Source organism: Lacticaseibacillus jixiensis (genome assembly GCF_042847315.1).
Taxonomy (GTDB): Bacteria; Bacillota; Bacilli; order Lactobacillales; family Lactobacillaceae; genus Lacticaseibacillus; species Lacticaseibacillus jixiensis.
This window is the reverse complement of sequence record NZ_BAAFPR010000006.1, coordinates 120,198-141,188: the sequence shown is the minus strand read 5'-3', so window position 1 is coordinate 141,188 and position 20,991 is coordinate 120,198. Positions and strand designations below refer to the sequence as shown.

The 20,991-nt window shown below is 50.6% G+C and carries 20 protein-coding genes and 1 tRNA gene; 13 read left to right on the top strand and 8 right to left on the bottom strand.

What is annotated here, in order from left to right; translation table 11 throughout:
- Positions 1-147 precede the first annotated feature (147 nt).
- The 4 genes from ACGG90_RS05735 (at position 148) to ACGG90_RS05720 (ending at position 4,154) form a co-directional block, all read left to right on the top strand.
- Positions 148-1,788, top strand: a complete 1,641-nt coding sequence (locus ACGG90_RS05735; protein WP_390406948.1) for a peptide ABC transporter substrate-binding protein — start codon at positions 148-150, stop codon at positions 1,786-1,788.
- A gap of 34 nt (positions 1,789-1,822) precedes the next feature.
- On the top strand, positions 1,823-2,716 hold the full coding sequence (locus ACGG90_RS05730; RefSeq protein ID WP_390406945.1) for an ROK family protein: 894 nt from the start codon (positions 1,823-1,825) through the stop codon (positions 2,714-2,716).
- A 179-nt stretch (positions 2,717-2,895) separates the two neighbouring features.
- On the top strand, positions 2,896-3,570 hold the full coding sequence (locus ACGG90_RS05725; RefSeq protein WP_390406943.1) for an adaptor protein MecA: 675 nt from the start codon (positions 2,896-2,898) through the stop codon (positions 3,568-3,570).
- Positions 3,571-3,701: 131 nt separating this feature from the next.
- Complete coding sequence (locus ACGG90_RS05720) at positions 3,702-4,154, top strand: hypothetical protein (protein WP_390406940.1); 453 nt, start codon at positions 3,702-3,704, stop codon at positions 4,152-4,154.
- Positions 4,155-4,293: 139 nt separating this feature from the next.
- Here the strand turns inward: ACGG90_RS05720 and ACGG90_RS05715 are convergent, their stop codons facing one another.
- From ACGG90_RS05715 to ACGG90_RS05705, 3 genes are all read right to left on the bottom strand, one after another.
- On the bottom strand, positions 4,294-5,235 hold the full coding sequence (locus ACGG90_RS05715; protein ID WP_390406938.1) for a dihydroorotate oxidase: 942 nt from the start codon (positions 5,233-5,235) through the stop codon (positions 4,294-4,296).
- A 161-nt stretch (positions 5,236-5,396) separates the two neighbouring features.
- Entirely contained in the window at positions 5,397-6,581 is a 1,185-nt protein-coding gene (locus ACGG90_RS05710; RefSeq protein ID WP_390406935.1) for an RNA-guided endonuclease InsQ/TnpB family protein, read from the bottom strand.
- A 338-nt stretch (positions 6,582-6,919) separates the two neighbouring features.
- A complete protein-coding gene (locus tag ACGG90_RS05705; protein WP_390406932.1) occupies positions 6,920-7,318 on the bottom strand; it encodes a hypothetical protein in 399 nt (132 codons plus the stop codon).
- A gap of 319 nt (positions 7,319-7,637) precedes the next feature.
- Here ACGG90_RS05705 and ACGG90_RS05700 point away from each other — a divergent pair.
- The 3 genes from ACGG90_RS05700 to ACGG90_RS05690 all read left to right on the top strand — a co-directional run bounded on the left by ACGG90_RS05700 (position 7,638) and on the right by ACGG90_RS05690 (position 10,229).
- Positions 7,638-7,708: transfer RNA gene (locus ACGG90_RS05700), tRNA-Gly, on the top strand.
- A gap of 239 nt (positions 7,709-7,947) precedes the next feature.
- Positions 7,948-9,630, top strand: a complete 1,683-nt coding sequence (argS, locus tag ACGG90_RS05695) for an arginine--tRNA ligase (RefSeq protein ID WP_390406929.1) — start codon at positions 7,948-7,950, stop codon at positions 9,628-9,630.
- Positions 9,631-9,773: 143 nt separating this feature from the next.
- Positions 9,774-10,229, top strand: a complete 456-nt coding sequence (locus tag ACGG90_RS05690; protein ID WP_390406926.1) for an arginine repressor — start codon at positions 9,774-9,776, stop codon at positions 10,227-10,229.
- 63 nt (positions 10,230-10,292) lie between these two features.
- On the opposite strand, the gene ACGG90_RS05685 is transcribed toward ACGG90_RS05690, so the two are convergent.
- Positions 10,293-11,129 carry an RluA family pseudouridine synthase gene (locus ACGG90_RS05685; RefSeq protein WP_390406924.1) on the bottom strand — a complete coding sequence of 279 codons (837 nt, stop codon included), beginning with the start codon at positions 11,127-11,129 and terminating at the stop codon, positions 10,293-10,295.
- Positions 11,130-11,235: 106 nt separating this feature from the next.
- On the opposite strand from ACGG90_RS05685, the gene ACGG90_RS05680 reads away from it, so the two are divergent.
- The 3 genes from ACGG90_RS05680 to ACGG90_RS05670 all read left to right on the top strand — a co-directional run bounded on the left by ACGG90_RS05680 (position 11,236) and on the right by ACGG90_RS05670 (position 14,792).
- A complete protein-coding gene (locus tag ACGG90_RS05680) occupies positions 11,236-13,308 on the top strand; it encodes a PBP1A family penicillin-binding protein (protein WP_390406921.1) in 2,073 nt (690 codons plus the stop codon).
- 30 nt (positions 13,309-13,338) lie between these two features.
- Positions 13,339-13,683, top strand: a complete 345-nt coding sequence (locus ACGG90_RS05675) for a YlbF family regulator (RefSeq protein WP_390406919.1) — start codon at positions 13,339-13,341, stop codon at positions 13,681-13,683.
- Between the two features lie 140 nt (positions 13,684-13,823).
- Positions 13,824-14,792 carry a 3'-5' exoribonuclease YhaM family protein gene (locus ACGG90_RS05670; protein ID WP_390406917.1) on the top strand — a complete coding sequence of 323 codons (969 nt, stop codon included), beginning with the start codon at positions 13,824-13,826 and terminating at the stop codon, positions 14,790-14,792.
- A 255-nt stretch (positions 14,793-15,047) separates the two neighbouring features.
- On the opposite strand, the gene ACGG90_RS05665 is transcribed toward ACGG90_RS05670, so the two are convergent.
- The 4 genes from ACGG90_RS05665 to ACGG90_RS05650 form a co-directional block, all read right to left on the bottom strand.
- A complete protein-coding gene (locus tag ACGG90_RS05665; protein ID WP_390406915.1) occupies positions 15,048-15,974 on the bottom strand; it encodes a peptidylprolyl isomerase in 927 nt (308 codons plus the stop codon).
- A gap of 173 nt (positions 15,975-16,147) precedes the next feature.
- A complete protein-coding gene (locus ACGG90_RS05660; protein ID WP_390406912.1) occupies positions 16,148-17,050 on the bottom strand; it encodes a peptidylprolyl isomerase in 903 nt (300 codons plus the stop codon).
- 206 nt (positions 17,051-17,256) lie between these two features.
- Complete coding sequence (locus ACGG90_RS05655; RefSeq protein WP_390406910.1) at positions 17,257-17,604, bottom strand: YtxH domain-containing protein; 348 nt, start codon at positions 17,602-17,604, stop codon at positions 17,257-17,259.
- Positions 17,604-18,026: an HIT family protein gene (locus tag ACGG90_RS05650; RefSeq protein WP_390406907.1), complete on the bottom strand. Its 423-nt coding sequence runs from the start codon at positions 18,024-18,026 to the stop codon at positions 17,604-17,606. Before ACGG90_RS05650 ends, ACGG90_RS05655 begins: the two co-directional genes overlap by 1 nt.
- A 90-nt stretch (positions 18,027-18,116) precedes the next feature.
- Here ACGG90_RS05650 and ACGG90_RS05645 point away from each other — a divergent pair, with 90 nt between their 5' ends.
- The 3 genes from ACGG90_RS05645 to ACGG90_RS05635 all read left to right on the top strand — a co-directional run bounded on the left by ACGG90_RS05645 (position 18,117) and on the right by ACGG90_RS05635 (position 20,973).
- Positions 18,117-18,851 (top strand): ABC transporter ATP-binding protein, encoded by a 735-nt coding sequence (locus tag ACGG90_RS05645; RefSeq protein ID WP_390406905.1) that lies wholly within the window; start codon positions 18,117-18,119, stop codon positions 18,849-18,851.
- A complete protein-coding gene (locus ACGG90_RS05640) occupies positions 18,848-20,059 on the top strand; it encodes an ABC transporter permease (protein WP_390406903.1) in 1,212 nt (403 codons plus the stop codon). Before ACGG90_RS05645 ends, ACGG90_RS05640 begins: the two co-directional genes overlap by 4 nt.
- A gap of 140 nt (positions 20,060-20,199) precedes the next feature.
- A complete protein-coding gene (locus ACGG90_RS05635) occupies positions 20,200-20,973 on the top strand; it encodes a phosphotransferase family protein (RefSeq protein WP_390406900.1) in 774 nt (257 codons plus the stop codon).
- The last annotated feature ends 18 nt before the right edge of the window (positions 20,974-20,991 follow it).

The following is a 20,991-nucleotide window of genomic DNA, read 5'->3' as shown; positions in this document are numbered from 1 at the left end:
CTTGATAATGAGAAAATACTCATGATAGAAAAATCGTTCCAAATTTATGAGAGGTTTTCTCACCAAATTCGTTGCAATTCACCAGTCTTTAATATAAGCTGGCTTTGTAACCGCTATGATAGCGGGACAAAGGAGGGCGGCAATCTTATGCAGGGCAAATTATTAAGCGGTGGGCTTGCGTTAACCGCAGTGCTGTTAGTTGGTTGTGGCAATAAACAAAGCGACAAAGCCACCAGCAAGAATGAAATGAACATGTCGGTGGTTTCTGATATTGCCACAATGGATCCATCACATGCCAGTGATACGACCAGCATGCAGATGCTGGAAAACACTGGTGAAGGCTTCTTACAACTTGGTGAGAATTCCAAGATTGAAAAAGAGTTGGCCACCAAGATCAGCGTGTCGAAAGATCAATTGACTTATACCTTCGATTTGCGGCATGACGCCAAGTGGGCAGATGGCAAGAAATTAACGGCGCAGGATTTCGTTTATGGTTGGCAGCGCACCATTGACCCCAAGACGGCCAGTGAATACGCGTATTTGTATTCAGGCATCAAGAATGCCGATGCGATCATGGCCAACAAGAAGCCTGCATCCAGCCTTGGTGTCAAAGCCGTTGGGCAGTATCAAGTGCAAGTCACGCTGGAACATCCGATCAGTTATTTCAAGTTGTTGACGGCAATGCCGATTTTCTATCCGCAAGAGCGTTCAGCTGTGGTTAAGTATGGCAAGAAATATGGGACTACCGCAGCGACCAGCCCAGCTAACGGGCCGTTTAAGTTAAGCGGGTGGAACGGGACCAACAGTTCTTGGAAGTTAGTCAAGAACGATCGCTACTGGGACAAGAAGCATGTCAAACTGGCTGCGGTGAACTTCCAAACTGTGAAGACGCCAGCGACTGGGTTGAATTTGTATAAATCAGGCAAGCTGGATCAAACCGCGTTGGTGGGGACCCAAGTTGCCGCCAATAAGTCCAACAAAGATTACGTCTTAGACAAGCAGGCTTCCATGACTTATGCGCAGTTCAATGTCGCCAAGCCAAGCACGCCTTTGTTGAAGAAAGCGTTCAACAACGTCAACATTCGCAAAGCCTTGTCTTTAGCACTTGATCGCAAGCAATTCGTCAAGTCTGTGTTAGCAGATGGCTCCATTGCTCCGAAAGGCTTTGTTACCTCAGATTTGGCCACTGACCCGAAAACTGGTGAAGATTTTGCCAAACAAGCTTATGTCGCAGCTGGCGTTGGGTATAATAAAGCACAAGCCAAGCGGTTGTGGGCGAAAGGACTCAAAGAAATCGGGGCGACCAAGCTGTCGTTTGAGTTGATGTCTGATGATGATGATGCCACCAAGTCTGTGGTCGAATTCATTCAAGGCCAATGGAAATCGACCTTAGGCGCCGATGTCACGATCCGCACGGTGCCAAAAGCCACCCGGATCCAGAAGTCCAGTGATGGCGACTTTGATGTCACCTTGTCTGGTTGGGGTGCTGATTTCTCTGATCCAATCACGTTCTTGAACTTGTATCGCACGGGTAATGCTGGGGATGCTGGCGGCTATTCAAATCCGGCATATGATAAATTGATCGATGCCATCAACAACAACACCGGTTCTGCTGAAAGCCGCTGGCAACAAATGGTCCAAGCAGAGAAGCTGTTGATGAATCAGCAAGCCACCATCCCGTTGTATCAGAAGTCTGTGGCCAGCCTGCGCAATCCGAAGATCAAAGGTTTGATCGTCAACACTGCAGGCCCGCTGCACAACTACAAAGGCGTGTCGATCAGTAAGTGATCGCATGCAGCCAAACAGAAACGGAAGTGAGCAAATGACCTATCTGGCCATCGATGTCGGCGGCACGGCAGTGAAATATGCGTTGATTACCGCAACCGGTCAGGTCGTCGTCAAAGGCGATCAGCTGACGCATAATCAAGATGCCGCGCAATTCATTGCCAGCCTTGAGGCATTGATCACCCGCCACGCCGCAGATATTGAAGGCGTTGGCTTGGCGCTGCCTGGGGTAGTTGACAGCCGTCAAGGCCTTGTCTTGGCCAGTTCGTCACTGCCATTCTTAGAAGGCGTGCCGCTTTTTGAACGGCTGAGCCATGCGTTAGGCAAATTGCCGATCAGCATCGAAAACGATGGCAATGCCGCAGCATATGCTGAGAAGTGGCAAGGCCACTTGGCTGGCGTGTCCAACGGCGCCATGGTGGTGCTTGGTACCGGCATCGGCGCGGCGGTTTTCTTGAACGATCAGTTGTACCGCGGAGCGCATTATGTCGGCGGAGAACCGAGTTTCATGGTGATCGATGCGACCAACCCTGACCGAGTTGGGCAAACTGCAGCCGGCTTATCGGCAGTGGGGATGATCAATTCTGTAGCAGAAAAACTCGATTTACATGAACCGGCGATCGGCAACCAGGTTTTCTCTGCCATTGCTACCGGCCAAAAGGCGGCCGTGACTGCGTTTCGCGCCTTCAGCCGCGGCGTGGCGATTCTGTTGTACAACATGCAAGCGGTGCTGGATCTGCAGCGCATCGTGATCGGCGGCGGGATCTCGGCGCAGCCGCTGGTGGCCACGCAACTCAGTGACGACTTTCGCCAGCTGCAGCAAGTCACGCCATTGGCGGCACGGACGATCCATGCGCCGCAAATCGTCAGTGCGCGCTTCTATAATGATGCAAATTTGATTGGCGCCGTGTATCCGCTGCTGCGCCACTGATCAAAGCTTGCTGCTTGCCGATTAGGCAAGCAGCAAGCTTTTTTTGGTGAAGCCGCGGCCTGACGATGATTTGGTTTAAGTTGCATTACCGCCTGGTTTGACGTAGAATGCCTTGAAGTAAGTGTTATAATGTTCACAGACAGATGTGTGACTTCTGTCAGAATTGAGGTGCAGCGATCATGGAAATGGAACGCATCAATGATAATACGATCCGAGTATTACTAGGAAACGACGACCTTGCGCAGCGCGGGATCACCATGTTGGATCTGTTAGGTAATCATCAACAGATCGAAAGTTTCTTCTACAGTATCTTGGATGAAGTCGACAAGGATCATAGCTTTGCTTCCAATGATGCTGTGACCTTCCAGGTGATGCCAAGTCAACAAGGCCTTGAGCTGCTGATCAGCAAGAATGTGGGTCAAGATGATGATGACGATGATGATGATTTCAACAAAGACGCGATTTCCAGTGTCCCAGACTTCATCAAGCGCCAATTGATGGCGACTGACAGTGCGCCTGATGCCGCGGTAGATGAAGGCGGCTTTATCGACGCTGGCGGAACTAAGGTGCATGAAGCCGTGTTGCAGCTTGCCAGTTTCGAAGACTTGATCGCCATGGCCAAGGTGTTGCGCCTAGAAGGGGCCTCTAGCGACTTGTATCATTACCAAGATCAGTACTATTTGGTATTGACCTTCTACAGCAATCAAGTCAGCGATCAAGAGATCCAAGATCAACTCGCCGTGGCCTTGGAATATAGCGAACGGGCGACGGTTTCCAGTGCCAAACTTTCGGAATATGGGCAGCACGTGATGGCCACCAGCGCACTTGAAACCGCGCGGTATTACTTCAAATAAACAGCGAACGTCCAGTCAATCAGGCTGGGCGTTTTTGATTGGGATGTGACAAAAATGTTCGTTGACTGCGCTTACGTTAAGGCGCATATTCCATATGTACTTAACTTAGGGTTTTAGAGGAGTGAAATATTATGGAAGAGCATCCCGCAACGTATCAAACTTTGTTCCTGGTCACTGGCATCTTAGCCATCATCAGTTGTATTCCGATCCCACTGAAATTTCTTAACTACGCTGTTGCAATCGTGGTGTTTGGCTTAAGCGTTTATTTGCTGGTCAAATTCTCAGCAGAAAAAACTCGGCGCAAAGGGGCGATCTTGTTGGTGATCGCCAGTGTGTTAGAGGCGTTGTTTTATGTGGCGTTGTTTGTGGCAATGGGCTCGGCCTTTAAGTCAGGTACCGATACGCAAGCGTTGATCAAAGATATGTCGAATTCAGAATTAGGTTCGATGGTGGGTGGCATCTTGATCGGGTTGGTGTGTGCCTTGGCGTCTTGGATCTTACGCATTGTGGGTACGGTGTTCATGTTCCAAAACTACAGCCGAGAAAAGCGCAGCGCAACCGACCAATTCAATTCTCAGTTCTAGTGGGTAAGACATCAGGTATATCGTCGCCAGACATTTGGCAACGCCAAGCAACGCAAATGGCTCTACGCCGCGATTCAGAATTCGAATCGTGGCGTAGAGCCGCTTGCGTTATTGGCGCAACCGCGTTATGGTTCAGCTTTTAGGCGAAGGTTTTGAGCTTGCCGCGAAAATCTGCTAATTTCGTGTAGCCTTTGGCGGCCATGACAGCTTTGAGTTCGGCGCTAATGCGGGTGAAGGCTTTGACGCCTTCTTCTTGTAACACGGTGCCTAATTGCACGATGTCGGCGCCGCACAAGATCAAGTCATAAGCGTCGCGGCCGGTTGTCACGCCGCCAGTGCCGATGATTTGGATCGAAGGCTTCAGGCGCTGGCGGAATGCGCGCACGTTTGCCAAGGCGATCGGCTTAGCGTAAGCGCCGCCGATGCCGCCAAAGCCGCCTTTAGGCCGGATCAAGGCCCGATCTTCGTCAGGGTCGATCATCAAGCCGTTGCCAAGTGAGTTGATCGAGTTAATGAAGGTCAACGGGTATTGGTTCAACAAATCAGCCATCGCATCAAATTGTGCCAAGTCAAAGAATGGCGGCAATTTGATGCCGGCTGGTTTGGTGAAGGTCTTAAACAAGCCATCCAAGATCGCTTTGGTGGTTTCAAGATCATAAGCGATCTGCGGCTTACCAGGTACATTAGGGCAAGACAGATTGAATTCAGTCAACCCAGCAAACGTACTGGCTTGGATCTTCTCAGCTAAGGCTTGATAATCAGCCGGACCTGTGCCGGCCACCGACATGAAAATCGGAGTGTTGGGGTGCTTGGCTTGAAAGGCTAAGGCGTAATCAAGATAATAGTCGATGCCGTTGTTAGGCAGGCCCATTGAGTTAATGCTGCCCAAGGTTAAGGCATGGTAACGGGGTTCGGGATTGCCCAGGCGTGCTTCAAGCGTGCCCGATTTGGTCACCAAAGTCCCGGCATCGCTTTGGGCAAGTTCATCAAGTTCTTCGCGGGTCATGCAATGCACGCCACTGGCATTCATCAAGACATTGTCAAACGTGTAAGCACCCATCGCTGTGGCTAAACTGGTCATTATTGTCCTGCTATATAAAATGTGGAAGAATGTCTAATGGCACTAGTAAAGGATTATATTTTTCCTTTCATAGTTATACATTCATTATTTTATTTGGTCCCGTTAACACCAGTATTCTTACGTCGGTAATAACCTAGCAACATTGACTGGCTCTTGAACCTTTAGGGCATAGCCTGCCCCTGAGCGTATTGAATCAAGTTCTGTACGGCATTCTCGTCGCGTTCGAGTTGAGCGCCACAACCGTAACAATGAAACTCGTGATGTTTGGTGCCGTGAAGCGCGTTGCCTGCCAAGGTTAGTTTATCGTCACCGGTTTTCACTAACCCACACCGACTGCATCGCTGTGTGCTAGGGTAGAACCGATCGACTATAATCAGTTGACGGCCATACCACCGTGCCTTGTCCTTCAGCAACGTCTTGAAGTGGCCAAACAACGAGCGATGTAAGTTCTTTGCCAGTCGTTTGTTCATCTTCATATGCTTGACGTCCAAGTCCTCAATAGCGAGGGTGCCGTTAGTCTTCACCAGCATCGTTGTGAACTTCTGCAAGAGGTCGTTTTGAATCCGCGTCACTTTCTGATAGGTCCGCTGCAACTTGGTTTTCGTTGTGCGGTAGTTGTTGGAACGAAAGTGATTGGGATTCGCCTGACGTTTGCGGGCGAGCCGCCGCTGGTACAAGGACACGCGGTTGTACAAACTAACCAGTTGCTCGGTCAATACACGCATAGCAGACATCGCCTCGCCATCGTTATAAACGAATTTGCCAACGTTGGCATCAATGCCACATACTTGTTGGCTTTCCGATAACGGCTCAGGTTTGGCCACATCGATACTGAGACAAGCGTAATAGCCATCAACTTCTTTAACAATAGCGGCGAGTTTAACCGTTCCTTGCCAACGTGGTTTCTCAGCCAATCGAATATCATACCACCGATTACGGTAGCCCTGCGGTTTATCCAGTCGCAGATTACCATTAACGATGGTTGCCCGATCGGTCTTAAAACCGCAGCAACTGCGCTTCTTCGACTTGAACCGTGGCTTGCGATGGTCTGGCATTTCAGGGTTGAAGAAATTCGCCCAAGCAAGAGCCAGGTCATGTACCGCTAATTGCAAGATCCGCGCAGAACGGCGATATTGCCAGTCTGCTTTGTTGTTAACTAATTCATTGCGGACTTTACGTTCATTAGGCCGCGCCGTCTTATCTGCCAATACGACTGATGCGTCATACATCTCGTTCCACGTGGCTAGCGCTTGGTTGTAACAATAGCGGCGGTAATCGCAAGCTTGGTCCAATACACGACTCATTGTTGCGTTCGGATAACACCGGATCTTGTGCGTTCTTAACATGCCTTCACCTCAGATTTGCTTATGGATATCATAGCAAATGCAGATGAAGTCATTCTGTCAAGACATGATGAAAACCATCATCATCTATCCATGCATCAGTCAGTGATTTTTCACGAGTTTATCATTTTGTAGCCGTTAGTCGTTCTGTCTTCCACTTGATTACTACAGAACGACTAGTTGCCATAGATTAACACATTGTGCCACATTTTCGATTACTGTTACTGTCCTCCTCGTTTATCGACTGCATTTATTAAACCACACCCAGCCGTCGTTGAACAGGTCATTATCCGCATAAAAAAAGCCGAAACTAGTTTTTTGTTCGGCTAAAATCACATTAATTATGAATTGGCGGCTTCGCGCGCCTTGTTTTGATGATTAACCAGCTTTGCCAACTCCGACGCTTTGCGCCGAATCTCCGCAGGCGGGGCCTGAGGCAGGGTGAAATGTGTGACCATCTTGTGCGGGTTGAAATCAGGCGTCACACTGACCAGTGAGTAGAACACATTAGCGGAGCGGCCTTTAGGCAGTTCCGCCAAAGAATAAGCGGTCGTTGCCGCTTCACCTTCAGGCAGGTGACTCAAGTAATCAGAAAGGACACGGTAAGAATAGTACACCGCTTCTTCATAAGTGGCGCCGACAGCCGATGCTTGAGGAATGTTGACGAAGTTGATCATGTAACCATGGTCTGTTTTTTCATTACGCGCTGCAAAGTAGTAGCGACGGGCTTTATCTGCCATGTTGATCACTCCTTTAGTGTGCCGCTTTTGGCATAACGTCACTCTATATTCACAATATCATTATAGCACGGTTAAAATTATGAGCAAGTAAATGAGCAAACTTTAATAATCACAGTTTTCACTCGGAAAGCCGAACATCGCGCCGGCCTTGGGATTAGCGGCGTTTGGGCCTTAATCGCCAGGTTCGATTCTGGGGATTGCGCCTGTGGCAAGTGAAGCAAAGCAACGGATAAATGAGAAGCCGATCAGCGTTGATGATGCCGCGAGAAATTTATCCTTGCCAAAATCCTGGGTGCTTGCTATACTTAAACACGTTGTTGCGGTTGTAGTTTAGTGGTAAAACTCCAGCTTCCCAAGCTGGTGTCGCGAGTTCGATTCTCGTCAACCGCTGCAGGACTGGTGCGAGGCTCGTACCAGTTTTTTGTTACACATGCTGATGAAGAAGATGTCGGAGCAAGGTGTTCAGTGAGGCCGCGGCGGTGCAAGCGGCTCGCCTGACCGACGGCGCGCTTTGGAGTGTGAGTTGAATACTTAAGTGGGCTTAGCCAATTAGAGTGGTACCGCGGGGAAACTCGTCTCTTTCAATTACAGTTGAAGAGGCGGGTTTTTTTCGTGGTCAGGAGGATAATATGGATTTCAAACAACAAGTTGCCGCGACTTTGCATGCGGCGTTACAAGACCAATTAGATTTAGACACCATCAGCGGGTTATTGGAAACCCCGAAGACGTCTGATTTAGGGGACTATGCTTTCCCGACGTTTGCCTTGGCCAAGATCTATCATAAAGCGCCTAAGCAAATCGCCCAAGACTTGGTGGGCGAACTGGACACAACGCCTTATGAGTTGGTCCAAGCAGTCGGCGGTTATGTCAATTTCTTCTTAGATAAGGTCAGCTTTGCCCATGACGTGCTTTCAGCTATTGCTGAAGATCCAGCACATTATGGTGACGGCCAATTAGGCAGCGGCAATGTGCCGATCGATATGTCCAGCCCCAACATCGCCAAGCCGATGAGCATGGGCCATTTGCGCTCAACTGTGATCGGCAACGCTTTGGCCAACATCTTGACTAAAGTCGGTTATTCGCCGATCAAGATCAATCACCTTGGCGACTGGGGCACCCAATTTGGCAAGCTGATCGTGGCTTATCGCAAATGGGGCTCTGAAGCCGACGTCAAAAAAGATCCAATTCACTACTTGGTGCAATATTACGTCCAATTCCATGAAGAAGCCGAGCAGGATCCAAGCTTAGATGATCAAGCCCGCGCCGTGTTCAAGCAGCTGGAAGATGGCGACGAAGAAGTCACCAAGTTGTGGCGTTGGTTTAGAGAAGAATCCTTGAAGGAATTCAACCGCATTTACGACATGCTGGGCGTTAAGTTCGATTCCTTCAATGGTGAAGCTTTCTACAATGACAAAATGGACGGGGTCGTCGACGAATTAGTCCAAAAGCATTTGCTGCACGAATCCCAAGGCGCCGAAATCGTGGATCTGAGTCAATACGACTTAAACCCTGCTTTGATCAAGAAGTCTGACGGGGCTACGCTGTATATGACCCGGGATTTGGCTGCGGCGTTCTACCGCCATAACGAATATGACTTTGTGCAAAGCTTGTATGTGGTCGGCAATGAACAGCGCGAACATTTTGATCAGCTTAAAGCGGTCATTAAAGAAATGGGTTACGCTTGGGCAGATGACATCCACCACATCCCATTTGGTTTGATCACCAGCGGCGGCAAGAAGCTGTCCACGCGTAAAGGCAACATCATCTTGTTGGAGCGCGTGTTAAACGACGCGATCGCTTTGGCCAAGGATCAAATCGCCGCTAAGCACCCAGATTTAGCCAATGCTGATGTCGTGGCCCATCAAGTTGGGGTTGGCGCGGTGATCTTCCATGATTTGAAGAACGAACGCTTAGATTCTTTTGACTTCAACTTGGAAGAAGTCGTGCGCTTTGAAGGCGAAACCGGGCCTTATGTCCAATACACCAACGCGCGAGCCAACAGCATCTTGAAGAAAACCACGGTGCAGCCGGCAGCTGATGTGGCATTAACTGACCCGAATGCTTGGGATGTGTTGAAGGCGTTAGGCGATTATCAGAATGTGGTCGCCCGGGCCGCTTTGGCCTATGAACCGTCTGTGGTGGCCAAATATGCCTTGCGCTTGGCTAAGGCGTTCAACAAGTATTATGCCAATAGCAAAGTCTTAGTCGACGATGCAGAATTGCCGGCGCGCTTAAGCATGGTCAAAGCCGTCAGCGTGGTTTTGACTTCCGCATTGGCGTTGTTAGGCGTTGAAGCGCCAGCAGAAATGTAATCGCAAGCGACACAAACGGCGCTGCCAGCATCTGAGGCAGCGCCGTTTGCGTTGGTGAATAAATTCTTAAATATACAAAAAATATTCATTATTCCGTAAAAATATGCTATGCTGTGAATAGATATTCACAAGAGGTGAGCAGATTGAATAAAACGGAACGGCAGAACGCCTTGGCGCGGATCATTAACCAGAAAGTCATTGCCACACAAGATGAATTGTTGACCGAGCTTAAAGCTAACGGCATTGAAGCCACGCAAGCCACGATTTCGCGCGATATTCGCGAATTGCGCATTGTCAAAGCCCAAGACGCCAGCGGCAGCTTGCGCTATACGATCTTCCGCGGAGATTCTGAGTCGCAGCTGGAACGATTAGGCAATTCCATTCGCGAAGTCGGCTTATCGATCACCCGCGTGCAATTCATGAACGTGATCAAAACACTGCCTAGCAACGGCAACTTGCTGGCGGCGATCATTGACGATATCAAATTCGATCAGGTGGTGGGGACCTTAGCCGGCCATGATACCATTGTGGTGATTTCACCAGATGTTGAGGCGGCCATTTGGTTCAACCAACAATACGACCGGGCCTTTGCCGATTAAGCACGAATAACGCCTTTGCTGCGCAGCAAGCTGCCGCAACAAAGGCGTTTTTGTGTCAGCGAATCAAAATGGTGCAGGACATTGAACGGTGTGCACCTGATCGCTTAAAGGCTGCTGCCAAGTCAGTTCACAAGCGTGCAGCATCAAGCGCGGCGCCGAGGTGGCTGGGGCATACAGCGGATCGCCAAGGATCGGGTAGCCGATATGTGCCAAATGCACGCGCAATTGGTGGGTGCGGCCGGTTTCAAGCGTCAGCCACACTCGAGCGTGCTGGGCGTTTGCATTGAGCACTTGATAGTGAGTGATGGCAGGCAAGCCATCTGCGCGCACCATGCGCTTGCGCTGATCACTCGGGTCTGCTCCAATCGGCGCATCGATCGTGCCTTGTTGCGCGATGCCAGCAGGCACTAAGGCGACGTAGCTGCGAGCCATGGTTTTGTTGGCCAGTTGTTGATTGATCAGCGCTTGGGTGAGCGGATCTTTGGCGATCAGCGTTAAACCGCTGGTGGCCATGTCCAAGCGATGTGTGATATATGCCGGGTTAGGGGCCAGATAAGCGGCCACCCAATTCATCAAGGTGTCGGTTTCATCTGGTTGATTGGGATGGGGTTTGACGCCGGCTGGTTTGTTGACGACCAACACTTGCGCGTCTTCATAAACGATCGCCAGCGGGTGCACTTGCGGCTGATAATGGGTGGGATCAAGCGCGCTTAGGTGTAGGGTGATTTGCTCACCTGCCGCAACTGGCAAGTTGCCATAACGATATTGGCCATTGACCAACACGCCTTGGTGTTTGCGCAGCCAAAAGCGATAGCGCTTGGGCACATGCCAGGCGCTAAGTTGGTCAGTAACGCTAGGGTAAGCTTGGCGCACAACGGCGCTGAGAGTAAAGTCGGGCATAAGACGGATTCCTTTAGGTTTGAGAATAAGTAAAATTAAGGCCAGAAGAACTTGGCTGGCCAAGCCGTGTGCTACAATGGCTAAGACTATCATAGGGGGCTAAGACGTGGCATACCTCAAGCAATTCTGGCATTGGCTGGCGCCGTATTTGGCAATAGTGTGGAAATGGATCCGCTGGTTCTTTAGGCGGTTTCAATTGATCCGCTGGGCGATTCTGATCGTGTTGTTAACGATTTTGTGTGCCAGTGCCTTCTTCACTTATAAGGCTAAAACCGCCGATGTGCAAGACATTAAATCAACCTTGCAAACCAAGACGACTTATTACGATCGCAGCAACAACAAAGCAGGCGTGATGTATGGCCAAAAAGGCACATATGTCGAATTGAACCACATCGCCCAATCGGTGCAAGATGCGGTGATTTCAACTGAAGACCGCAGCTTCTACACCAATTGGGGCTTTTCGATCAAAGGCATCCTGCGCTCAATGGTCAACCTGGTGCGTTATCACGGGGCGATCACCGGCGGCGGCTCTACCATCACCCAACAACTGGCCAAGAACACGCTGCTAACGCAACAGCAGTCATACCTGCGCAAAGCCCAAGAATTGTTCTTGGCGGTGCAATTGACCAAGGTGTATTCCAAGCAGGATATCTTGGCGATGTATTTGAATAACTCGTATTTTGGCAATGGTGTGTGGGGTGTTGAGGACGCTGCGCAGCGATATTTTGGCAAACCCGCCAGTCAGCTGGACGCTTCTGAAGGCGCCACGTTGGCCGGGATGCTGCGCAGTCCCAGTTACTATAATCCGGTGGATCATATGGACCATGCGCTTGCCCGCCGCAACTTGATCTTAGGCTTGATGGTCGATAACCACAAGCTTACCGCAGCTCAAGCCGCCACTGCCAAAAGCAGTACTTTGGTGCTCAAGGACACTTATTCAGCCAGCAACGGTGAACAATATCCTTATTTTGTGGACTCGGTGATCGAAGAAGCACAAAAAGACGGCATTTCCCAAGACGACATCGTGAACAAAGGCTATAAGATCTACACCACCTTGGACACGACTTATCAAAAAGAAATGCAAGCGGCCTTTGACAATGACGCCAACTTCCCGGCTAATGCGGCAGACGGCACCCAACCGCAAGCCTCCAGCATCGCCGTGGATCCAAGTACCGGCGGGGTGTTGGCGGTAGTGGGGGCGCGCGGCAAGCATGTCTATTTGGGCTATAACTACGCCACTCAGCTGCAGCGCAGTCCAGGCTCTACGATCAAGCCGCTGATGGTGTACACACCGGCTTTGGAACACGGTTATGATTATGACTCGACGCTGCAAGACAAGAAACAAAGCTTTGGCAAAGACCATTACACGCCAACCAATGCCACTGGCACCTATTCTGGCAGCTTGCCGATGTATATGGCCTTGGCGAATTCGGTGAACACCAGTGCCGTGTGGCTGCTTAACAAGATCGGCGTGGATACCGGCGTCAAGAGTCTGGCGCGCTTTGGCATCGACTTGAAGAAGAAAGATCAGAACCTTGCCGCAGCCTTGGGTGGGGTGACCACCGGCTTTTCGCCGTTGATCATGGCGCGAGCGTATTCGGCTTTTGCCAATGGCGGCTACTTGCCGCAAACGCACTTCATCAGAAAAATCGTTGATGCCACTGGGCGCACGGTGGTAGATAACACCAACGCGTCAAAGAAGCGCATCATCGACGCCAAAGTGGCCAAAACCATGACCAGCATGATGTTAGGCACCTTCAAATATGGCACTGGTGTCACCGCGGCGCCAAGCGGCTACACCGTGGCTGGCAAAACCGGCTCGACTGAAGTACCTAGCAGCTGGGGGTATGGTACCAGAGACCAATGGGTGATCGGCTATACCCCAGACATTGTCGTGGCGACTTGGACCGGGTTTGCGACTACCGATGCGCAGCATTTTCTGGTGGGCACCAGCGAGTCCGGCGTGGCGCCGATTTTCAAAGCAGAAATGTCGGGGATGCTGCCAAGCAGCCCGCAAACCAGCTTCGGCGAGAAAGATGCCAAGTCGCTGGCGACCTTGCAAACGCCGGCGAATTCCAGCAGCGCCAGCGACTGGTTCTCTGGCGTACAAAGTGGCATCGAATCTGCTAAAGAAAAGGTCAATGAATGGTATAATGGCATTAAGGGACTTTTTGAATGACCCTAAAAAAATCGAAATGAGGCACTGCACATGGCAAACGTATACGACACGGCGAATCAACTGGCGCAAGACTTGCAACAAAGCCAACAATTCTTGGACATGAAGAAGTCTTTCGAGATGTTGAAGTTGGACGCTGTGGCCTACGCATTGTTCCAACAATTCCAAGACAAGCAAATGACTTTGCAAAAGAAGCAAATGAACGGTCAAGAGATCTCCGATGACGAGATCAACGACTTACAAACTTTAGGCGGCAAGATGCAAAGCATGGACCCGATCAACGACTTGATGGCCAAAGAACAAGCTTTGTCACAGGTGATGGATGACATCAACCGCACCATCTCGCAGCCGATCGCTGACTTGTACCAAGCCAAATAAGCGTCGCATAAGCGCCTTTGCCTCATGGTCTTGACTATGAAGCAAAGGCTTTTGTGTGTCTGGACCAGGCAGTCGTTGCGCTGGGCCAGCCAAACGATTATCATAGCAGTAGTCTAGTGACTTAGAAAAGGTGAACAACAATGGCAAAACAGCTATTTGATTTTCAAAACGGCGCCGATTTAACGATTCCGGTGCTGATCAAGTCTGCAGAAGTGCGGGTGGCCAAAAACGGCAAGAAATTCATTGCTTTGAATTTCCAAGATGCTTCTGGGCACATTTCTGCGAAGTTCTGGGATGCGACTGAAGCCGACATCGACCAGTTCAAATCAGGTGTGGTGGTATTGCTGCATGGCAAGCGCGAATTGTACCAAGGCAATCCTCAAATCAAGATCTACAACATGCGCTTGGCGACGCAAGAAGAAGGCAACAAGCCTAGCGATTATCAAGAACATGCCCCGGAATCTGCCGACACGATGAGCGATGAACTCAATGATTTCGTGTTTGCCATCAAGAATGCCAACTGGAACCGCATCGTGCGCAAGCTGCTGGCCGATCACATGCAGGCGTTCTTGACTTATCCGGCTGCCAAATCCAACCACCATGCCTTCACCGGCGGCTTGGCGTTTCATACGCTGAGTATCTTGCGCTTATGCAAGTCGGTAGCGGCACAATATCCCAGCGTGAATTCGTCGCTGTTGTATGCCGGTGCGATTTTGCATGACCTAGGCAAAACGCTGGAATTATCCGGTCCGGTATCTACGGAATATACCATGGAAGGCAACTTGATCGGCCATATCGTCTTAGTTGACGAAGCATTGGTCCAAGCGGCCAAAGATCTCAAAATCGATATCCATCAAGAAGACATGATCATGTTGCGGCATGTGATCTTGGCCCATCATGGATTGTTGGAATATGGTTCACCGGTGCGCCCAGAACTGCTGGAAGCGCAGATCTTGCACAACCTGGATGACATGGATGCGCAAATCAACATGTTGACGACTGCCTATCAACATGTTGAACCAGGGACTTTCACTGAGCGCTTGTTCGGCATGGACAACCGCCGCTTCTATCGCCCAGAACACGGCAAAGGCTATGCAGATCCTAAATAGCCTGGGGGCTTCATTGAGCTGCGTGGCGCAATGGGAGCGCTAGTCTAATTAACCCGCTAAGTGCGGTTTGCTCCGCTTTGGTTTTTGTCGAGCTGCGTGGCGCAACGCGGGTGCAATTAGCTACGCCCCCGTACTCGCGGCAAAGAGCGCCGCAAATGTGAGTGCTAGTCTAATTGACCCGCTAAGTGCGTGCCACTGCGCTTTGGCTACACAAAAAACCGCCTCAGTCGAGGCGGTTTTTTGTGTAGCTAATGTTTAGTTGCCAGCAGGAGTGCTGGTGCCAGTGGTACCGGCGGTGCTTGCAGAGTTGTTTAAGTAAACAGACAACACGTTCTTTAAGTCTTCGTCTTTGATGGAGACATTGGCCTTCTTCAAGACTTTCTTGATGATACCAGTCATCACTGCAGTGTCAGATTCCCAGCTGGTGTACAGCTGATCTTTAAGGACCTTGGTGCGGCTGGCTTTGGTGCCTTTAGGGGTCACTTTAACGGCGCGGATGATGTGGTAGCCATATTGCGTCTTGACTGGCTTGGTGGTGAATTCGTCTTTCTTGGTCAGCTTGAAAGCGGCTTTCTTGAACGTGGCATCCAATTGGGTGTCAGTGTTGTCAAAAGCAGCCAACTTGCCGGCGTCAGAAGCCGTTGCCGTATCTGTGGAGTTCTCTTTGGCTAACTTCTTGAATTCAGCATCGGTGTTGGTCTTTTGCAGATCTTTGATCAGTTCTTCGGCTTTGGCTTGCTTGGCCACCAGAATATGCTGAACGGTGATCTTTGGTTGATATTTCTTCCATTGGGCATCGATTTGCTTTTGGGTTGGCTTCTTCAAGTCTTTCAAAGCGACGTTTGATAACAGGGAAGTCTTGATCTGTTCCTTGAAGGACTTTGCGGTTAAACCGTTTTGTTCAAGGACAGAAGACCAGTTGGCGCTATATTGCTTCTTGACCTTGTTGTATTGTGCAGTGACTTTCTTGTCAGAGACTTTATCACCGTATTGCTGTTCCAAGGCCTTTAAGACGATCATAGAACGCAGCGTTGATTCGCCGGCGCTGGTGGACTTCATTTCGTCGTAGTATTCGTCTTTGGTGATCTTGGCGCCCTTCATGTTGGCAACGGTGCTGCTGCCGCAACCTGCTAACGTGGCAGCCAGCACGATGCCGGCAATGCCGAGGATCCATTTCTTCATTTTGACACATCCTAAACGAGATTTTTTGCAGAATTCGCACGTCTCCTAATATACCACAAACCGCACGGCCTTGCCGAGTTCTCGCAGAACTTCACAAGCCAGTCGTACTCAGGACACGCAAAAACGCCTGCAACACGATTCGCATGGAATCGCGTTGCAGGCGCCGGCGTAAGTTAGTTGCTTGCAGAAGTGGCACTGGAGCTGCTCAAGTAAACAGACAAGACGTTCTTTAAGTCGTCGTCTTTGATGGAGACGTTGGCTTTCTTCAAGACTTTCTTGATCACGCCAGTCATCACAGTGGAATCAGATTCCCAAGTGGTGTAAAGCTGCTTCTTCAAGTCAGCCGTGTGGTCGGCTTTTTTGCCTTTGGCTGGGATCTTGATGGCGCGGATGATCTCGTAGCCATTAGAGGTCTTCACCGCTGTGGTGGTGTAGTCGCCGGCTTTCTTCAACTTGAATGCGGCAGCGGTGAAGGTGGCATCTAAGCTGGTGTCGGTGTTGCCAAAAGCGGCGAGCTTGCCGGCATCTGAAGCCGTAGCAGTGTCGGTGCTGTACTTCTTGGCCAACTTCTTGAAGTTAGCTGCCGAACTGTCTTTCTTCAACTCGTTCAAAACCGTTGTGGCAGTGGCTTTCTTAGCTACCAAGATGTGTTGCACGGTGATCTTTGGTTCATATTTCTTCCATTGCGCATCGATTTGCTTTTGCGTTGGCTTCTTCAAGTCTTTCAAAGCGACTTCAGACAGCAAGGAGGTCTTGATTTGTTCCTTGAAGGTCTTGGTGGTCAAACCGTTTTGCTCCAAGGCGCTGGAGAAGCTTGAGCCGTATTGTTTCTTGACCTTGTTGTATTGCGCAGTGACTTTCTTGTCAGAAACTTTGTCGCCGTATTGTTGTTCCAAGGCCTTCAAGACGATCATGGAACGTAAAGTAGATTCGCCAGAGCTGGTGGATTTCATCTCTTCGTAGAACTGGTCTTTGGTGATCTTGGCACCTTTCATGTTGGCGACCGTGCTGCTGCCGCAACCGGCTAATGTGGCTGCCAAGACGATACCGGCAAGCCCGAGGATCCATTTTTTCATTGGTTTACACATCCTAATTTAGAGTCGTGATCGTTGTCTGGTTCAATATACCACAGGAATTCCGCAGATAGGGGTCATTCACAAAAGCTTCACAAAACCGCCAACAAATCGCTAATTATGCCGCATCGGCGTTTTGTATCGCCGATTAAAGCCGTTTTGCCCCAAAAAACAAGGCTGCGCGCATCGCCAGCCTTGTTGCATGTTGATTATTTAGGATCCTTTGGTTCCAGATCAGCCACTGCTTGATCGATGACATTCAGGTGATCATTGATCGCTTCAACGCGCGGGGCAGTTTGAAACTCAAAATCTTGTACGCTTTGTTCAATGTCAGCCACTGCCGGCTTCAGCGTTGTCTCAGTTGCTTGGCGCAAGTCAGTCACAGCCTTGCCGAAGCGCTTGAGGGCTTGTTGCAAGTCCTTGGTGCCTTGGGTCAAGTCGTTGACATAAGCGCGGGCATCCGCTTGTTTCTGCGCGCCAGTGGACTTAGCGGTGGCCAAAGCGTAAATGGTGCCTGCCGCAGCACCTAATAAGAAGCCGGTTGTAAATTTAGCCATTAATCTTCAACCTTGATGCGATCGGCGACGGCTTGCAGCTTGGCGGCGTCATAATCGGCAGAATGGTCGCCAAAGTGGATACTGAAGTCATCATCGGCGCTGTAGCGCGGGATCAGGTGAATATGTGAATGCATCACGCTTTGATAGGCCACTTCGCCGTTGTTGTTCAAGATGTTCATGCCTTTGATCGCCGGGTTTGACGCTTTGATGGCGCGGGCAATTTTCGGCAAGCGCGAGAAGACGGTAGCGGCTAAGTCTGCATCATAAGCGAACATATCCGGCACGTGCTTCTTAGGGATGACCAAGGTGTGTCCTGGGGTAACTTGAGTGATATCTAAGAATGCCAGGATCTCATCATCTTCGTAGACTTTGGTGCTGGGAATGTCGCCGTTAACGATCTTGCAAAAAATACAATCTGTCATGGTCAATTCTTCTTTCTATCCAGAGTTTTGGTTTGGTTTCATGCTATCATAGAAAGCAGTAAGTTGAAACGAAAATCAACGGAGGCTTTCATGTTAGATATTCAACAATTGACCGGCGGCTATGGCACCGTTCCGGTATTAAAGAATGTGACGTTTGCGGTGCCGGATCAATCCATCGTGGGCTTGATCGGCTTAAATGGTGCCGGCAAGTCCACCACCATCAAACACATCATCGGCTTGCTTCAGCCGTTGTCAGGCAGCATTCAAGTGGCTGGCCACACTTTACAAGATGACCCGCAAGCCTATCGCCAAGCAATCGCTTATGTGCCGGAAACGCCGGTGTTGTATCCGGAGTTGACCTTGCGTGAACACATTGATTTGACGATCATGGCATATGACCTGGACAAGAAGGCGGCTTGGCAAGCGGCTGAGCCGATTCTGGCGCGTTTTCGCTTGGCTAACAAGTTAGATTGGTTCCCGGCCAACTTCTCTAAAGGGATGAAACAGAAGGTGATGATCGTGTGTGCATTCATCACCGATGCGCAGCTTTACATCATCGATGAACCGTTCACCGGCTTGGATCCTTTGGCGGTGCATGACTTGTTGGATCTGGTGGAAGCCAAGAAAGCCCAAGGCGCTTCTGTGTTGATGTCAACGCATATCTTGGCCACGGCGCAACAGTATGCTGACGCGTTCGTGTTGCTTAAAGATGGCCAAGTACGCGCCACTGGCGATCTTAATGCGCTGCGCCAAGAATTCGGGGTGGCCAACGCCAGCTTGGATGATTTGTACATGGCGATGACCGAAGAAGGGGAACGCCCATGAAAGCATTGTGGCGACAACGGCTGCGCCGGCATTTGCAGGCGCAAGCCAAATATTTACAATTGGTATTCAATGATCACTTTGTGTTGATCTTGGTGATCATGTTAGGGGCACTGCTGTACGGCTATGCACAACTGGTCAAAGGGATGCAAACCAGCTGGTGGCTGCCTTTGGCGCTGGCGGTGATTTTTGGTGCAGTGGTGCAATTAGGCAGTGTGGCAACCATCGTGGAGCCGGCGGATGCAACGTTTCTGCTGCCGCAAACCAGTGCGTTCAGCCAGTATTTGTTTAAAGCGCGGCGCTATAGCTTGATCTTGCCGCTGGTGGTGCTGAGTTTGGCCACAGTGGCGGTGCTGCCGATGCTTAAGGTGTTAGGCATGGCGGTTGTGCCAGCTGGGTTGACGCTGGTTGCGGGCTTGTGGGCGTTTAAAGATGCTGACTTGTGGCTGCAGGTGTTAAACCAATACACTTTGGCAATGCCGCGCTGGGTGAAGCGCAATAATTTGCTGCTGGTCGCATTTGCGGCACTGGTGGCGGGGTTTTATTGGCATCCGGCAGTGGTATTGGTTGCCGGGTTGATCGTTGATTTGGGCTTGCGCTTGAAACTTGCCGCGTGGCTGCAGCCGGCACGGTTGAATTGGCAGCGTTTGGTGGCCAATGAGGCCAAGCGCATGACGCGTATTTACCGCTTCTATAACTTGTTTACTGATGTGCCAGGCCTTAGCGGCACGGTCAAGCGCCGCAAGTATTTAGATGTTTTTGCCCGCTTGGTACCGCGCAGTCACAAACGGACTTGGGCATGGCTTTTGACGCGCAGCTTCTTGCGCCGTACTGAGTTTTTGGGGCTGTATGTGCGCTTGGTGGTGATCGGGGCAGTGGTCGAGGCGTTTGTTGACCAGTGGTGGCTGGCGGCAGCATTGGCGGCGCTGTTCGTGTATTTGATTGGCTTTCAGCTGTTGCCGATGTATCAGGTGCATGACGAAATCGTTTTCTCTTATTTGTATCCTTTGCCGGCTGCCCAAAAGCCTGCAGCCTTTCGCGGTTTAGTGTTGCGCTTGTTGTTGATTGCAGCCGTGGTGCAAAGCCTGGGTGCTGTGGCGGCTGGCCACTTCATTGCCGCAGGCGCTGCGTTTGCCGCTGGCGTAGTGGTGGCGGCGTTGATGGCTGGCTGGTATTTGCCGCTGCGGGTGGCCAAGCTGGCCACGCGCTGAGCAAGCGAACAAACGCTTGTGCTTGACGGGCTGGTGTGAGGTTAGTACACTGAATCCTGGAACCAATCGCGCTAATAGCGATATTGGTAAAATTGTGCTGGTTTTGAGGCACTCCAGCGATCTGCAAAGGAGTTGTGCCTATGAACTTTGATCTAGACCCTGGGTGGTCGCTGCAACCTGTTGGCGGCACCACCGGCGGCGCGTTTCTTGGCGTGCACGCCCATGAGAAATTCTTTTTAAAACGCAATGCGTCCCCATTCTTGGCGGCCTTATCAGTTGAGGAGATCACTCCGAAGTTGATTTGGACCAAACGCATGACAACAGGTGATGTTTTAACTGCACAAGAGTGGCTTAACGGCCATACCTTGTCGCGCGAACAAATGAATACGCCGATGGTGGCGATGCTTCTGGCGCGAGTGCACCGCTCCACATTGTTGCGCCGAATGCTGTTGAAAGTTTCCGGCCCTGGCCAAACCCCGGCGCAGCTGCGCGATCATTATGTGGCAGACTTGCCGCAAAGCTTGCGCCAACATCCGTTAGTGGCGCAATGTGCCAAGAACTTGCGCGCTTTGCCGCACACCAGCGAATCCACTGTGTGCCATGGTGATCTCAACCACAAGAACTGGTTGTTATCGGATCGGCAGAAATTGTATTTGGTAGATTGGGATCAAGCCAGTCTAGGTGATCCGGCGTTTGATTTGTCAGTGGTGTTGATCAATTATGTTCCGCGACCAGCGTGGGGCACTTGGCTGAAAGCCTATGGTCGGCCGCTGGATGCTGATTTGCATGCGCGCATTTTGTGGTATGGCCAGTTGCATCTGCTTAATGAGATCTGTCGCAGCTTTAACCAGCAGCGCTACCACGAAATGAATCAAGCCTTGCTGCGCTTGCAAGAATTAGTGAATGTTGATTGAGTACCGACGCATAAACGT

Excerpts from the sequence above, each read along its gene's own strand:
- ACGG90_RS05685 (WP_390406924.1), bottom strand. The coding sequence starts at position 11,129 with ATGCCCGACTTTACTCTCAGCGCCGTTGTGCGCCAAGCTTACCCTAGC.
- ACGG90_RS05705 (WP_390406932.1), bottom strand. The coding sequence starts at position 7,318 with ATGGCAGATAAAGCCCGTCGCTACTACTTTGCAGCGCGTAATGAAAAA.
- ACGG90_RS05675 (WP_390406919.1), top strand. The coding sequence starts at position 13,339 with ATGGCAAACGTATACGACACGGCGAATCAACTGGCGCAAGACTTGCAA.
- ACGG90_RS05730 (WP_390406945.1), top strand. The coding sequence starts at position 1,823 with ATGACCTATCTGGCCATCGATGTCGGCGGCACGGCAGTGAAATATGCG.
- ACGG90_RS05645 (WP_390406905.1), top strand. The coding sequence starts at position 18,117 with ATGTTAGATATTCAACAATTGACCGGCGGCTATGGCACCGTTCCGGTA.
- ACGG90_RS05715 (WP_390406938.1), bottom strand. The coding sequence starts at position 5,235 with ATGACCAGTTTAGCCACAGCGATGGGTGCTTACACGTTTGACAATGTC.
- ACGG90_RS05735 (WP_390406948.1), top strand. The coding sequence starts at position 148 with ATGCAGGGCAAATTATTAAGCGGTGGGCTTGCGTTAACCGCAGTGCTG.
- ACGG90_RS05635 (WP_390406900.1), top strand. The coding sequence starts at position 20,200 with ATGAACTTTGATCTAGACCCTGGGTGGTCGCTGCAACCTGTTGGCGGC.
- ACGG90_RS05665 (WP_390406915.1), bottom strand. The coding sequence starts at position 15,974 with ATGAAGAAATGGATCCTCGGCATTGCCGGCATCGTGCTGGCTGCCACG.
- ACGG90_RS05660 (WP_390406912.1), bottom strand. The coding sequence starts at position 17,050 with ATGAAAAAATGGATCCTCGGGCTTGCCGGTATCGTCTTGGCAGCCACA.
- ACGG90_RS05720 (WP_390406940.1), top strand. The coding sequence starts at position 3,702 with ATGGAAGAGCATCCCGCAACGTATCAAACTTTGTTCCTGGTCACTGGC.
- argS (WP_390406929.1), top strand. The coding sequence starts at position 7,948 with ATGGATTTCAAACAACAAGTTGCCGCGACTTTGCATGCGGCGTTACAA.
- ACGG90_RS05710 (WP_390406935.1), bottom strand. The coding sequence starts at position 6,581 with ATGTTAAGAACGCACAAGATCCGGTGTTATCCGAACGCAACAATGAGT.
- ACGG90_RS05640 (WP_390406903.1), top strand. The coding sequence starts at position 18,848 with ATGAAAGCATTGTGGCGACAACGGCTGCGCCGGCATTTGCAGGCGCAA.
- ACGG90_RS05670 (WP_390406917.1), top strand. The coding sequence starts at position 13,824 with ATGGCAAAACAGCTATTTGATTTTCAAAACGGCGCCGATTTAACGATT.
- ACGG90_RS05655 (WP_390406910.1), bottom strand. The coding sequence starts at position 17,604 with ATGGCTAAATTTACAACCGGCTTCTTATTAGGTGCTGCGGCAGGCACC.
- ACGG90_RS05650 (WP_390406907.1), bottom strand. The coding sequence starts at position 18,026 with ATGACAGATTGTATTTTTTGCAAGATCGTTAACGGCGACATTCCCAGC.
- ACGG90_RS05725 (WP_390406943.1), top strand. The coding sequence starts at position 2,896 with ATGGAAATGGAACGCATCAATGATAATACGATCCGAGTATTACTAGGA.